Genomic DNA, 14,148 nt, shown 5'->3' with positions numbered 1-14,148 from the left:
AAGCGCCATCTAAAGTATTATATATTAAATGGTCGGAGAACATATATTAAATGGGGTTTTAATATATATTAAATGGGCAAGTAATATATATTACTTTGGAGAGAGGATTGGTAGCGCGTATGGATATAAAAAAAAGTGCCCCACCACATCACGTGGTAGAGCACCCAACTTTATTAACCAATATTTGTATTTATACAAGAACCTTAATTCTTACTTTGATTCTTCTTCGACAGCTTCATCGGCTTTCTTAGCAGTACGCTTTGCTGCGGGCTTCTTAGCTGCAGGAGCCTTTGTCTTCTCCAGCTTTGCACGGAGCTTCTCTTCAGCAGCCTCTATCTTCTCTATCTTGGTCTGCAGACGTACAATCTCCTTTGACTTCATCTCGATTTCCTCGTCCTGATTCTTGATAGTGGTGAGGAGTGAGCTGAGCTCGTCGTTGTCGATTGAGTCTGGATAGAGTGAGTTGACACGTGAGATGAAATCGCCAAGGATGTTCATATAGTTGGTGAATGCATCGAACGGACTTGAGTAGATACCACGATTAAGACCCACCTGCGAAGGCTTTGTAGTCATCTGACGGAAGTTGTTAGAAGCCTGGAGGTAATCCCAATCCTGATTGATGCGTGGATCATCAGCAATGCGTACACGATCGGCAACGCTATAAAGCTTATTGAATGCCTCTCGCTGCATTGGATTGCCCAACCAGCAGCTGCAATCGCGTTCCTCGTCATTCCAAGATAGTGTATCAGGTACGTCGACAGCACTTACGCTATCAAACGAATCGCAGATTTCTGAAGGTGTAGAGAATGTGATGCCACGCTCCTTAGCACATGTAGGGAGAGCCTTGAAGAAGTCGAGGATGTTGCTTGACAATGGCTGTGCGATGCCGAGAGCCGAAAGCTCCATGAAGATGTTAACCACCTTTTCGCCTTCTGGCAAGTTGGCAATGCGGTCCATATAATTGTCGGCGAAGAGTGGATAGCCTTCCCAATCGGTGTTGCTAAAGCGAAGAGAGATATCGTCGCTAAAGTTGACGTTGCGCAGAAGAAGCTTAAGGGTAGGAGCAAGGGCGCAATTGTATACATAGTTAGGCGACTTCCAACCAAGGACATGGCGTGCTCCTTCGGTGAGCATACCCTTGAAGCCCATCTGTGATGCCTGCAAACCGATGTCGTCGCTATAGATAAGCGAAGAGTTGCGCAGAACCTTAGGCTCCTGACCAAAGTATTCCTTCATCTTTTGTGCCTGACGCTTAACCTCCTTGGCAAAGCACTCCTCGTTGGCAAGCGATGCAAGACCGTGAGAATAAGGCTCGGCAAGGAACTCTACGCAACCTGTTTGGTTGAGTTCTTGCAACTTCTCGAGAACCTGAGGAGCGTGTATCTCCAACTGCTCGATACCTACACCCGAGAGTGAGAATGCTACCTTGAAGGCACCATTGTTAGACTTGATCATCTCAAGCAAAGTGTTGAGTGCCGGCATATACGAGCGCTCGGCGATGTCGGCTATGAGACGCTCGTTCTCATAGTCGTCATAATAGTAGTGGTCGGTACCGATATCGAAGAAACGGTAGCGCTTCAACTGGATGTTCTGATGTATTTCGAAATATAAACAAATCGTCTTCATTGTTGTTTGTCGTTTAATGGATTGTTGTGTATTTTGTTATGCTTAGAGCTTGCCGGCGAGTACACGCTCATAGAGATTCTTGATGCGTGCGCCCACTTTCTCCCATGTAATCTGGTCGACCTCGTTCTTTCCCTCTTCCTGGAGATAATGGAAGAGCGAGTCGTTGTGGCAAATTGAGTAGATAGCATCGGCAAGAGCGTGGATGTCCCAATAGTCAACCTTGATACAGTTGTCGAGAATCTCGGCACAACCCGACTGCTTAGAGATAATAGTAGGCGTGCCACACTGCATTGCCTCAAGAGGCGAGATGCCGAAAGGCTCTGAAACAGAAGGCATGACATACACATCCGAGTCTTTTAAGCACTCGTATACCTGCTTGCCACGCATAAAGCCTGGGAAGTGGAAACGGTCGGCTATGCCTCGCTCGGCAGCAAGGTATATCATAGCATCCATCATATCGCCACTACCAGCCATACAGAAACGCACATTGCGTGTACGCTGCAACACCATATTGGCAGCCTCAACGAAATACTCAGGTCCCTTTTGCATGGTGATACGACCAAGGAATGTGACAATCTTATCCTTGCCGGTGTGGTCGGGACGTGGAATGTCCTGGAGCTCCTGACGCAATGGATATACGGCATTGTGCATGGTAAAGCACTTGCGTGGATCCTGATGATACTGGTTGATAACGGTTTGACGTGTAAGCTCAGACACGCACATGATGCAGTCGGCATTGTCCATACCGTCCTTCTCTATTGAATAGACAGTAGGATTGACCTTACCACGTGAGCGGTCGAAGTCGGTAGCATGTACGTGTATACACAATGGTTTGCCACTGACATTCTTGGCGTGGATACCAGCCGGATAGGTAAGCCAGTCGTGGGCATGGATGATATCAAACTCCTCGGTGCGGGCTACAACACCTGCAATTATAGAGTAGTTGTTTATTTCCTCGTGCAGATTAGACGGATAGCCACCAGCAAAATCCATACAGCCAAGGTCGTTGACATGCATATTATTGAAGTCGGCGTATATATGATCGCGCAAACGATAATAATAGTCGGGGTCCATCACATTTGATATGCGGCTCTTAACGTAGTCGTAATCGACATTACGCCAAGCAATAGGCACACAGTTCATGGCAACAATGCGACAAGCGCTGCGGTCCTCGTCGCCAAAAGGATGAGGCAAACACAATACGGTCTCTACATCGCCTTGGGCATGCAGACCCTGTGATATACCAAAGTTAGCGGTAGCAAGTCCACCATATACGTGAGGAGGATACTCCCAACCGAACATTAATACTTTCATATTTCTGAATCCTCCTTGTTTTTAGTATTTATATTTTTCAAGTAGTTCAAGTGTACGCAATATCTCAGCCACGTTCATTGCAAATGAGATGGCTCCACGACCATGGAACGGTGGGTTGCCATCGAACAATTCGGGTATTGTACCAAGACAATGCTGCGTCATCTCATCCTCATAGCCTACCATCTGACGCTCGATGAACGATAGACGTGTGCGCTTGTAAATCTTCAAGCAAGCTTCCATATAGAAGCCACCAAGCCAAGGCCATGCTGTACCCTGATGATAAGCATAGTCGCGTTGTGTTTGCGGACCTACATACATAGGATTATATCCACCACTCTTTGGCGACAATGAGCGCAAACCCTTAGGTGTAAGAAGCTCGCGTGTACATACGTCGAGCACACTCTTTTGCTGTGCTGGTGTAAGTGGAGAATAGTCGAGTGCTACAGCGAATATCATGTTAGGACGCACACTCCAATCGGGGCTATCCAACGGCTCTACATAGTCGAACAGATAACCATACTGGTTGACGAATGTATCAAGGAACGAATTGCGGCACAAGTCGGCACGCTTCTCGTAATCGGCAGCCTCGTTCTCGGCCTCGTACTCGGTAGCCATAGAAGCGCAGAACTTAAGAGCGTTGTACCACAAGGCATTAAACTCGACGATATATCCGGTGCGCGGAACAACGGGACGTCCGTTGGCTGTAGAGTTCATCCAAGTTACGGCCTTGTCCTTGCCTTCGCTATAGAGCAATCCGTTATCCATAAGATGGAGGTTAGGATGCTTGTCGGCTACGATATAAGCAACGATGTCCTGTACAAGTTTGCCATACTTACGGTTGCACTTATCGCGTCCTACATGCTTGGCATACTGCTGTACAGCCCATACTGCCCAAAGCAATACATCGGGCTGCTCGATTTCGTAAATCTTTGTTGTAAGAGGCTTGCCCTCCATAAACTCGTAGAGACCGCGCGAAGCAGTCTGCATAACAAGCTCGAAATAGTCTTCCTCCTCAATAGAGAGTGTAAGACCAGGTAATGCGATGAATGTATCGCGTGCACGGCACTTGAACCAAGGATAGCCGGCAAGAAGATAGCGTTCGTCCTTACTTGTACGGTTGTGGAACTGATGAGCTGCATTAACAAGACAATGGAAGAAGTTGTCGCGAGGCGAACGCTCGTCTACTTCCTTATCGAAGAGACGCTTCAAACCACCAGTCTTGCAGGCAGATGTAGATGCGGAGAATACGATACTCTCGCCCTTCTTGATGCCCATCTCGAAATAGCCAGGCACATAAAGGTCCTCGTTAGAAGCATAGCCACGCTCCTGCTCCTTAGGATACTCAACGCCACGATACCAATCGGGCTGGAAGACAAAGTTGTTGTCCTTGCTGAACTGCATGTAGAGATCGGGATAGCCAGCATACATGCAAGTCTTAATACCATTCTCAACCTCGGTGTATTCGCGCGATGCAGTAGAGTTCTCATGTGTAAACTGGCGCACGCTGCGGAATGCAAGGAACGGACGGAAACGCAATGTTGTTGCCGAATGGGCATCAACCAATGTGTAACGTATCAAGATGCGGTCTTCGTAATGCTGGAATACCACCTCTTTCTTTAGAACAACACCACCTACGCGATAGAGCGTAGTGGGCACCTTGTCACAATCAAATTCTCTGATATACTTGTGCCCCTTAGGACTGTAGTTGTTGCCCTGATATTTATGCAAACCAAGATTGAACTCTGCACCATGCTGTATAACTGTAGCGTCGAGCGACGATAAGAGAACATGATTCTCATCGTCAAGTTCTGGTACGGGTACTACAAGTAGCCCATGATACTTACGTGTATTGCAGTCTACGATAGTAGAACACGAATAGGCTCCAGAACGGTTTGTACGCAACAACTCACGAGGGAGAGACTCTTCCAAGTTTGTCATTAGAGCTTTTTCGAATCGAAGATAACTCATAGGTTTAAATTAAGGTTCGTTAATAGTTGTCTATTTAATGTTCGGCAGTAGTCTTACAAGAAGGCGTCGCTGCCTTACGAAATCAAAGGTAGTAAAAATTAGATTATCAGCAAAATAAATGTGACTATATTTTTTTAAAAATGCTATTTTGCATGTTTTTTAAGGGTTTTAACACCTAAAAACACGGTAAACGATTTCATAATTCACGAAAAATGCCTAACTTTGTGCTTACGCCAGCGAAGACTTTGGTAATGATTGTAAAAAGAATTTTCACGATAACAACAAGAATAATCACTATGCCATCACATATTCTTTACAAAGAGGATGTCGCACGCGACATTGTAAGCTTTTGGAACAGCAACGACCAAGCTGAGATAAAGGCCATAGCCGAGAACTTGTCTATAAGGAAGTTCAAGAAGAACGAGATTATATATCACGAGAGGCAGAAGCCGACAAGGATGCTGTATCTTGTAAGCGGGAAGATAAAGATTGTGAAAGAGGGTGGAGTTGGGCGCACGCCTATTGTAAATGCAATTAAGGAGAAACATTTCTTTGGTTTCCGTGCATTTTTTGCAGATGACTGCTACGCCACTTCGGCAATGGCTTTTGAAGACTGCACCGTGGCATCTGTTCCAATTGCAACAGCCGCACTACTGATAGCTAATAATAACAATATAACTAATTTTTTTGCAAAACAACTTGCGCAATTGCTCGGCAACTCGGGCGATAGAATTGTTTCGCTTACACAGAAACATATACGCGGCAGACTTGCCGACACTATCCTTATTCTTAAAGACAACTATGGTACTATGGCCGACGAGAAGACCATTAACATCTCGATGAGCAGGGACGACCTTGCATCTATGTCAAACATGAGTACTAGTAATGCTATACGTACGCTTTCGGCTTTTGCTCAAGAAGGACTGGTAGAGATTGTGGGAAAAAGGATTAAGGTGCTGGATGGAGAGAAGCTGGAGGATATATCGGAAAAAGGATAAAGGGAGAATGTAAAATTCTATATTTAAGTTTCGCAAGTGTGGAATTTAAAGAAGTTAGAGAATGTAAAGTTCTATATATAAGTAAGGTGTACGAAACTCCAATCCATGAGTTTCGTACACCTTATTATATAAAAACATGTTCTTATGTTCTCTTGTCTTTAAACCATGTTCTTCTGTTCTTCTGTCTTAAAAACATGTTCTTCTGTCTTACAGTTGCTTGAGTAGTACGGTTCGGAGACCGTACCTCCTGTGATTATTCGGGGATTAGGAAGTTGATGACTTCCTGTTCTACAGTTATAGTGAACGGACCAACCGGTGTCTTCATCAATCGGCCGTCGATACCGACAAGAGCCTTGCGTGCCTCAAGCACTTCCACCTTGCGTGTGCGGTAAGGGTGAACACTCTTATGATTAAGGAACTTGCCTCTTACAAATAGGTAGAAACCTTCGAGTAATTGTGTCATCTCTGGATGATAAACCACACTGACATCAAGTTGCCCGTTATAGGGTACGGCATTGGGAGTTTGACCGTAGCCAGTTGAATTGCCTATGCACACAGTCATAACGTTGCGTTTAATGGTGTCTGAGTTTATCTTCAGGTGCATGCGATACTCGAGACGTTGGAATATCATGAGCAAGAACGAGAAGAAGAAGGACAATGTGCGCGAACCAAAATAATGACGTGTCTGACGACGTAGGTTCATGATGGCAGCAATAAGTCCGATATTGATGCAATTGAGGAAATAGCGACGGCAATGCTCGCCGTGTTTGTTGGTATAGCGTATGCATCCAAGATCGATTTTACGAATGCGACGCTGCTTGAGCCACTTGATAGTTTGATCGTAATCGCCCTCGGTCAATCCCCAAAAATGGGCAAAGTCGTTCATCAAACCATTTGGTATAACACCAAGAGCAACACTCTCGCGTACCTTGCTGTCGGTCTGCATAAGACAATTGACAGCATCGTTGAGGGCCGAGTCGCCACCTACAATAACAATAGTCTTATAGCCATTGTTTATCATCATCTTAACAAGACGATCTACACCTGACGTGCTCTCGCTCTGCACAAAATCGTATTCCACCCCATTAGCCTTAAGGCACTTTTCTACCTTCTCCCATCGGCGCTTAGGGCTCAACATATCATGCTTAGGGCAATAAAGTATACCCCAACGGTTGTCGTTTATCATATCGTTATTGTTTTAAAAGTTGTAGTATGGCATTCACCTTGGCATCCATAGGCATTGTGGCATCTATCCAATTGATTTTGAATCCGCGGCGCTCCATGCCACGGAACCATGTCATCTGTCGTTTGGCAAACTGGTGAATGGCTATCTCAAGTTGGCTAAACATCTCATTGTAAGTGAGGTTACCAACAATATATTCGGTAACAAACTTATATTCGAGACCATAATATATAAGGTCGTCAGGATTGATGCCCTCGTTGATGAGCGATCGAATCTCGTCGACCATACCCTCATCGAGACGTGCCTTTAGGCGGCGTGTTATCTTTTCACGACGAAGGTTGCGGTCGATATCAACACCTATTATAAGTGAGTTGACGGGCGGAAGCTCGCGCTCGGGAGTGGGGTGTTCGAGGTTATATGTCTCTATTTCTATAGCACGTATGGCACGCTGGGCTGTATCCACATCGGTATGATTGTGCATATTTGAGCCTGTCTTACGCTTGAGACCAAGAAGCATTTGTGTCAACTCGTCGAGCGACTTAGAGGCAAGACTCTCGCGTAATGCGGGATTTTGTGGAACAGGTGACAGTTGATAGCCTTTAAGCACAGCCTCTATATATAGTCCAGTTCCGCCACAAAGTATAGGCAACTTGCCGCGCGAGCAAATATCATCATAAGCATTATGAAAATCCTGCTGATACTGGAAGAGATTATATTTGGTGCCGGGCTCGGCAATATCAATAAGATGATAGGGAATATGGTGGCCGTCGACCATATAGTCGGCAAAATCCTTACCAGTACCAATATCCATACGTCGGTAAACCTGTCGAGAGTCGGCACTGATTATCTCGCCTCCGGTTCGCAATGCTAATGCGGCGGCAATAGGAGTCTTGCCGCTTGCCGTAGGACCCAATATCGTTATCATCGTTTGTTTCATGCTGGCAAAGTTACAAAAAAGTTTCTGATACCGCTAAAAAAAGAAATAGAAAAAATGGAGTTAGAAACCCATAAATGAGGTTTCAGGAGGGGTATTGATACCAAAAAAGCCTGGCATTTTACAATGCCAGGCTATATTATTGTTGTGTAATCGCTTTAGCGGTATTACTTCAACTCTGCGAGGTACTTGATAGTACGAACCATCTGAGAAGTATAAGAGTTCTCATTGTCGTACCAAGAAACTACCTGTACCTGATATGTGTCGTCGTCGATCTTGCTAACCATTGTCTGAGTAGCATCGAAGAGTGAACCGAAACGCATACCGATGATATCTGAAGAAACGATCAACTCATCGTTGTAACCGAAGCTCTCGTTAGAAGCAGCCTTCATTGCAGCGTTGATACCCTCAACAGTTACGTCCTTACCCTTAACAACAGCTACGAGGATAGTTGTAGAACCTGTAGGAGTTGGAACGCGCTGTGCAGAACCGATCAACTTACCGTTCAACTCAGGAATTACGAGACCGATAGCCTTAGCAGCACCTGTTGAGTTAGGAACGATGTTCTGAGCACCTGCACGTGAACGACGGAGGTCGCCCTTACGCTGAGGACCATCAAGAATCATCTGGTCGCCTGTGTAAGCGTGGATTGTAGACATGATACCAGACTGGATAGCTGCGTACTTGTTCAAAGCGTAAGCCATAGGAGCCAAGCAGTTTGTTGTACAAGAAGCTGCAGAGATAACTTTATCTTCTGGAGTCAAAGTCTTGTGGTTTGTATTGTAAACGATAGTTGGGAGATCGTTACCTGCAGGAGCAGAGATAACTACCTTCTTAGCACCTGCTGTGAGGTGTGCAGAAGCCTTCTCCTTAGATGTATAGAAACCTGTGCACTCAAGTACTACGTCAACACCAAGCTCACCCCAAGGAAGCTCAGCTGCGTTTGGCTTAGCGTAGATAGTGATTTCCTTACCATCAACGATGATAGAGTTGTCTGTTGCCTCTACAGTGTGCTTGCCCTCACCATACTTGCCAGCGAAGCCACCCTGTGCTGTATCATACTTAAGAAGGTGAGCCAACATTTTTGGAGATGTAAGGTCGTTGATAGCAACTACCTCATAACCCTCTGCCTCAAACATCTGACGGAAAGCCAGACGACCGATACGGCCGAAGCCGTTAATAGCAACTTTTGTCATTTTGTTTAATATTTTAATTAATGGTTGAAAATGAATCTTACTTTCAAGCTCCACAGTACTTGCCAATGAGCTGAAACATTCATAAAGCAATACTTTTGAGCATTTTTTCTTTATCGAGCGCAAAGTTACTAAATTTTTTCTAACTTTGCATGCGGATTGAGTATTAAATTATATAAAAAAGTCCACATGTAGCGAAATATTGAAAGGTTTTCTTACCTTAACATGCAAGAGTGACAACTCTATATTGCAAAATAAAAAGTCATAATGTGTGCGCACAAAGGAAGTACTCGCTATTTATAATTAAGGTGTATTCCTATTACATCAAATAATTAAAAGAAAAGATGAGTAAATTTCTAAATGAATTTAAGCAATTCGCCATGCGTGGCAATGTGCTCGACATGGCTGTCGGTGTCATCATCGGTGGTGCCTTTGGAAAGATTGTCAGTTCGGTAGTTGATGATATCATCATGCCTCCTATAGGATGGCTCATTGGTGGCGTAAACTTCTCCGACCTGAAGGTTTCACTTCCCACAGTAGAGGTTGCTGGCGAGAAGTTGCCTGCTGCCACTATCAACTATGGTAACTTTCTTCAGACCTGCCTCGACTTCTTCATCGTAGCTTTCTGTATCTTCCTGCTGATAAAGCTGGTCAACAAATTTGCCAAGAAGAAGGAAGAGGAGCCTAAGCCAGAGCCTAAGCCTACCGCTGAAGAGAAACTCCTTACAGAGATACGCGACTTGCTTAAGGAGCGCAAGTAAGAAAGCGCAAGCAAAGGAAAGCATGTAAAAAAAACGCAGACTTAAGAGTGGTTGACTCTTGGTCTGCGTTTTTTGTCCTTATCATTGATTGTTTTGTGTTGACAACATTGTTGCCTTATATATTGAAGTTTGCACTGCAAAGTTACATAAAATAATATTGTCAGGCAACCCCCGTTTTTCCATATATGGTTTATTCTGCATCCGACGTGGCTTATATTGTCAAAAATAGTGCTTAGTCGGCTAAACTTTTTTATATTAATTACAGCTTTATTCCATTATCTTGTCAGCGTATACGCATTCTCCTTTATCTTATTCATCAACTTGTCGGGATAATCGGGATGTTGGCTAATAAATGTTTCCACAATCTGGCGAGCCTCCTTGCTGTGATGACCAGAGAGAAGAGCCGAAAGCCATTTGCCAGGGAAAAAGATATCGCCTGTACGTTGTACATCCAGAAGAGCATCGAGTGCAGGTTGCAAGTAACGATTGTTGAGAGGCTCGCGTGTACGGTCGTTAAGCAAACGAAGAAGCGAAGCTGTCCATGGCTCAATACGACGGTTCTCGGCTTTTAGTAGAGAATTGAACAGACGTTGCTGCTCGTCTACATCAGGAGTGCAAGCACGTGATATGAAGTCGAACTGTCTTATCTCATCAGCATCAGAGAGTCGGGTGCGCTGTTTCTGCAATATTTTTTGCCACTGTTGCGGTTTGAGAATTGCCAAGCGATAGGCTATCTGCGTGTAGTCGGTCTTGGAGAGCAGCGGGTCTGACTTGTCTGCCCATACATTATATATAGAGTCAGTTACAGACTCATCGGAAACAGTATTGTACAACTGTCGGATAAGACGTTGTTTTACAGATGCAATAGTTGCATTGCGATACTCTTGCCACATCTGCTGCTCCTGAAAATGACGGTCGGTATCAGGCATTGCAGACACTGCCCCACCCCAATAGCTTACAAGTTGTGAGGCAATAAGAGCATTATTCTCTGCCTTGAGCCATGAGTGCATAGTATCAGACAATGACTTGGCATCGATGCCATGAGCAAGATAGTTCTCGTACATATTCATAGCAAGGGCAAAGCGACGTAAGTCGTCTGTAGGCAATGGGATATTATCGAAATTGTCAAACACAAAAAGTCCATAGCCAGAACCATCGGCATTGGGTACAATATAGTCGGGACGCTTGGCAAGGGCAATCTCCTTCTTAACGCCCTGCATATCAACTGGGATGGTAGTAGTGGTGATGCGAGTTTGCTCGGCACCATCATTTTCCACCTTATTTATATATATAGCATCAACCAAGAAAGATTGCTGCCATGTAAGACCACGTTTGAAGGGATCGGACTGTGTAATGATAAGCTTGCCGTCGTTCCATTGGGTAGTAACGGTAGGCATACCCTTCTGCTTAACCCATGCCTCGCTAAACTCTTTGAGATGAGCCTCTGGAGCATAGCGGTCAAGTATGTTGATAAGTTCATCCCATGTGGCATTAGAGTAAGAGTAGGTATTCAAGTACTCCTGAAGTCCTTGGCGGAAACGCGATGCACCCATTTGTTCCTCAAGCTTGCGCATCATTACTGGAGACTTTTGATATATGATGTTGCCATATAAAAGTCCGGCAGAATTAAGGTTGTCGAGTTGCTGCTGTATAGGATGAGTGCCTTGGGTGCGGTCGGTACTTAAGGCACGTGTCTGATACATACGCAGGAAGTTGAGGTCGTGGTTGACATCTGGGAACAATTGCTTAGCTATCTTGGAGGCAAGGAAATTGGCAAACACCTCTTTTGTCCATACGTCATTAAACCAGCGCATCGTGACATCATCGCCAAACCAGCAATGTGCTGTCTCGTGAGCAATAAGCTCTACACGCGTCTGAAGTTCCTCGGGAGTGGGATGCTCGCCAAGGAATATCTCATGATCAGTAAACTGTATTGCTCCGGGATGTTCCATACCACCAAACTGATAGCCTGGCAAAACAACAAAGCCATATGAGCTGAACGGGTATTTGATGCCTGTATAATCCTCAAACCAGCGGATGCTATGGTCGGCTATATCGAATACGGTATCAAGTTGGGTCACCTTCTTGGCGTCGGTCTCACGATATAAGGCTGTAAATGTTCTACCATTGCGCTCTTGTGTCTGCTTGCTGAACTTGCCTGCAACAAAAGAGAAGAGGTATGTAGGTATACGTTCGGTAGAAACGGATGTTATAGTCTCCCACCCTTCAGGCACATTAAGACGGGTGCGGAACAGAGCCTTAAGGTCTGGCTGATCGAAACATGGGAATACCGAACGGGCATGCTCAGGCACAAAGAGTGTATAGAGATAGTCGGCATTACGGTTAAGCGACTTGTCGCCACTTATGAAACTCATGGATATGATATTCTTGCCACGTCTTAACGACTTACGTGGAATAAGGATGTGTTCGTCTTGCCAAGCTACAGCAATCTGCTTGCCATTGACAACGCATAAACCATCAAACTGAGACGGAGCACCTTGGAAATCAAGCTGAAGGTCGGTCTTACCACCTTTATATATAAAGGTAATTGTAGCATTACCTTTAACAGCTTCGGTCTTGGATGCCGGAATATTAAAGGTCAAGTCGTAGGTAATGTTGCCGACAATGGCGGCTCGCGATACGGCAAGTTCTTGACTGATGCCATTCACAACATTAATAGGTGTGGCTGCATTTGACGAAAGACAAAGTGCGGCAGCCATGAAGAAAGTGTATAATCGTTTCATTAGTTTATATTTTAGTTCGTTGCAAAGGTAGCACTTTTATATTAAACGTAGGTAGAAACAACAATATAAACACCCCTATAAACGCAACAAAGCCGCTGAGAAATCCCAGCGGCTTTGTCTTTATGTAACTTTTGAATATAATCGTTCAGATTATCCGAAGTTGTCGTACATGATACTTTCTGGATCCACACCGAGTGAATCGAGGTAATCGGTAACTGTCTTGATAAGCATTGGAGGTCCACAGAGATAGTACTCGCAATCTTCTGGAGCCTCGTGGTTCTTCAAATAGGTGTCGCGGATACAGTTTACTGCAAATCCCTCGTAATACTTCACACCCTGAGCATCTGCAACAGGATCCTTGCGGTCGAGAGAGAGATGGAAATGGAAGTTAGGATATTCCTTCTCAAGCTCCCAGAAGTCCTCAAGGAAGAATGCCTCACCAAGAGCACGAGCGCCATAGAAGAAGTGGAGCTCACGGTCTGTTGTGTGCAGTGTCTTAGTCATGTGCATAATCTGAGCACGGAGAGGAGCCATACCAGCACCACCACCAATCCAAATCATTTCCTTGCCTGAAGTGAAGTTAGGATGGAAGTCGCCATAAGGACCTGACATCATTACCTTGTCACCCGGCTTTAAAGAGAAGATGTATGAAGAAGCGATACCTGTAGGTACGTTCTGGAAACCTACCTGTGGACGTGGCAAGAACGGTGTTGTGGCGATACGCACGGTAAGTGTGATAATATCACCCTCGTCAGGATAGTTGGCCATAGAGTAAGCACGTACAGTTGGCTCTGGGTTGTGAGCCTTAAGAGAGAAGATATTAAACTTCTTCCATGTGCCGATATACTCATCGCCAATAAGATCCTTGTCGAAGTCCTTGTCGTAGTCAATGCAATCGTATGCAGGAATCTTAATCTGAGCATAAGAGCCAGGAACGAAGTCCATGTGCTCGCCTGGAGGCAAGGCAACCTTGAACTCCTTGATGAATGAAGAAACGTTCTTGTTAGAGATAACCTCGCATTCCCATTCCTTAACGCCCATAACCGAATCGGGCACCTTAATCTTCATGTCCGACTTAACCTTGCACTGGCAACCAAGGCGCCAGTTGTCCTTGATCTGCTTGCGTGTGAAGTGAGGCTTCTCTGAATCAAGAATCTCGCCACCACCCTCAAGCACCTGAACCTTACACTGTCCGCAACTTGCCTTACCGCCACATGCAGAAGGCAAGAAGATACCGTTCTCGTTGAGTGTAGCCATCAACGAAGAACCCTGAGGCACGTTGATGGTCTTGTCGCCATTAATTTCGATATTGACATTGCCACTCGGACTAAGGAACTTCTTAGCTACGAGCAGGATGACAACCAAGAGGAGTATCACAACAAGGAAAACTCCGATACTTGCAAATATAAATGATGTATTCATAACGT

Annotated in this window: 10 protein-coding genes; 2 read left to right on the top strand and 8 right to left on the bottom strand. The window is 45.1% G+C overall.

Translation table 11 applies throughout. The features are described from left to right. Positions 1–210 precede the first annotated feature (210 nt). From C9991_RS08070 to C9991_RS08060, 3 genes are read right to left on the bottom strand one after another with little or no spacing between them, the layout of a single operon-like run. On the bottom strand, positions 211–1,626 hold the full coding sequence (locus tag C9991_RS08070; RefSeq protein ID WP_106812057.1) for a glycoside hydrolase family 57 protein: 1,416 nt from the start codon (positions 1,624–1,626) through the stop codon (positions 211–213). A gap of 42 nt (positions 1,627–1,668) precedes the next feature. Further along, positions 1,669–2,940: a glycosyltransferase family 4 protein gene (locus C9991_RS08065; RefSeq protein ID WP_106812056.1), complete on the bottom strand. Its 1,272-nt coding sequence runs from the start codon at positions 2,938–2,940 to the stop codon at positions 1,669–1,671. Positions 2,941–2,961: 21 nt separating this feature from the next. Continuing rightward, complete coding sequence (locus tag C9991_RS08060) at positions 2,962–4,908, bottom strand: glycogen debranching enzyme N-terminal domain-containing protein (protein WP_106812055.1); 1,947 nt, start codon at positions 4,906–4,908, stop codon at positions 2,962–2,964. Between the two features lie 296 nt (positions 4,909–5,204). On the opposite strand from C9991_RS08060, the gene C9991_RS08055 reads away from it, so the two are divergent. Beyond that, positions 5,205–5,906: a Crp/Fnr family transcriptional regulator gene (locus tag C9991_RS08055; protein WP_106812054.1), complete on the top strand. Its 702-nt coding sequence runs from the start codon at positions 5,205–5,207 to the stop codon at positions 5,904–5,906. Between the two features lie 253 nt (positions 5,907–6,159). Here the strand turns inward: C9991_RS08055 and C9991_RS08050 are convergent, their stop codons facing one another. The 3 genes from C9991_RS08050 to gap form a co-directional block, all read right to left on the bottom strand. Continuing rightward, entirely contained in the window at positions 6,160–7,092 is a 933-nt protein-coding gene (locus tag C9991_RS08050) for a diacylglycerol/lipid kinase family protein (RefSeq protein WP_106812053.1), read from the bottom strand. A 4-nt stretch (positions 7,093–7,096) separates the two neighbouring features. Beyond that, positions 7,097–8,014: a tRNA (adenosine(37)-N6)-dimethylallyltransferase MiaA gene (miaA, locus tag C9991_RS08045; protein ID WP_438269194.1), complete on the bottom strand. Its 918-nt coding sequence runs from the start codon at positions 8,012–8,014 to the stop codon at positions 7,097–7,099. A 176-nt stretch (positions 8,015–8,190) separates the two neighbouring features. Continuing rightward, entirely contained in the window at positions 8,191–9,219 is a 1,029-nt protein-coding gene (gene gap / locus C9991_RS08040) for a type I glyceraldehyde-3-phosphate dehydrogenase (RefSeq protein WP_106812051.1), read from the bottom strand. Between the two features lie 341 nt (positions 9,220–9,560). Here gap and mscL point away from each other — a divergent pair, with 341 nt between their 5' ends. Further along, complete coding sequence (mscL, locus tag C9991_RS08035; protein WP_106812050.1) at positions 9,561–9,977, top strand: large-conductance mechanosensitive channel protein MscL; 417 nt, start codon at positions 9,561–9,563, stop codon at positions 9,975–9,977. Positions 9,978–10,252: 275 nt separating this feature from the next. Here mscL and C9991_RS08030 read toward each other — a convergent pair whose 3' ends face one another. Both C9991_RS08030 and nqrF read right to left on the bottom strand, forming a co-directional pair. Further along, complete coding sequence (locus C9991_RS08030) at positions 10,253–12,721, bottom strand: M1 family aminopeptidase (protein WP_106812049.1); 2,469 nt, start codon at positions 12,719–12,721, stop codon at positions 10,253–10,255. A 150-nt stretch (positions 12,722–12,871) separates the two neighbouring features. Then, positions 12,872–14,143, bottom strand: coding sequence for an NADH:ubiquinone reductase (Na(+)-transporting) subunit F (gene nqrF / locus C9991_RS08025; protein WP_106812048.1), 1,272 nt, complete (start codon positions 14,141–14,143; stop codon positions 12,872–12,874). Positions 14,144–14,148 lie beyond the last annotated feature (5 nt).

It is taken from the genome of Prevotella merdae (genome assembly GCF_900290275.1).
Taxonomy (GTDB): Bacteria; Bacteroidota; Bacteroidia; order Bacteroidales; family Bacteroidaceae; genus Prevotella; species Prevotella merdae.
Note: the sequence above shows the minus strand (reverse complement) of the source record. Positions and strands in the feature narration are given on the sequence as shown.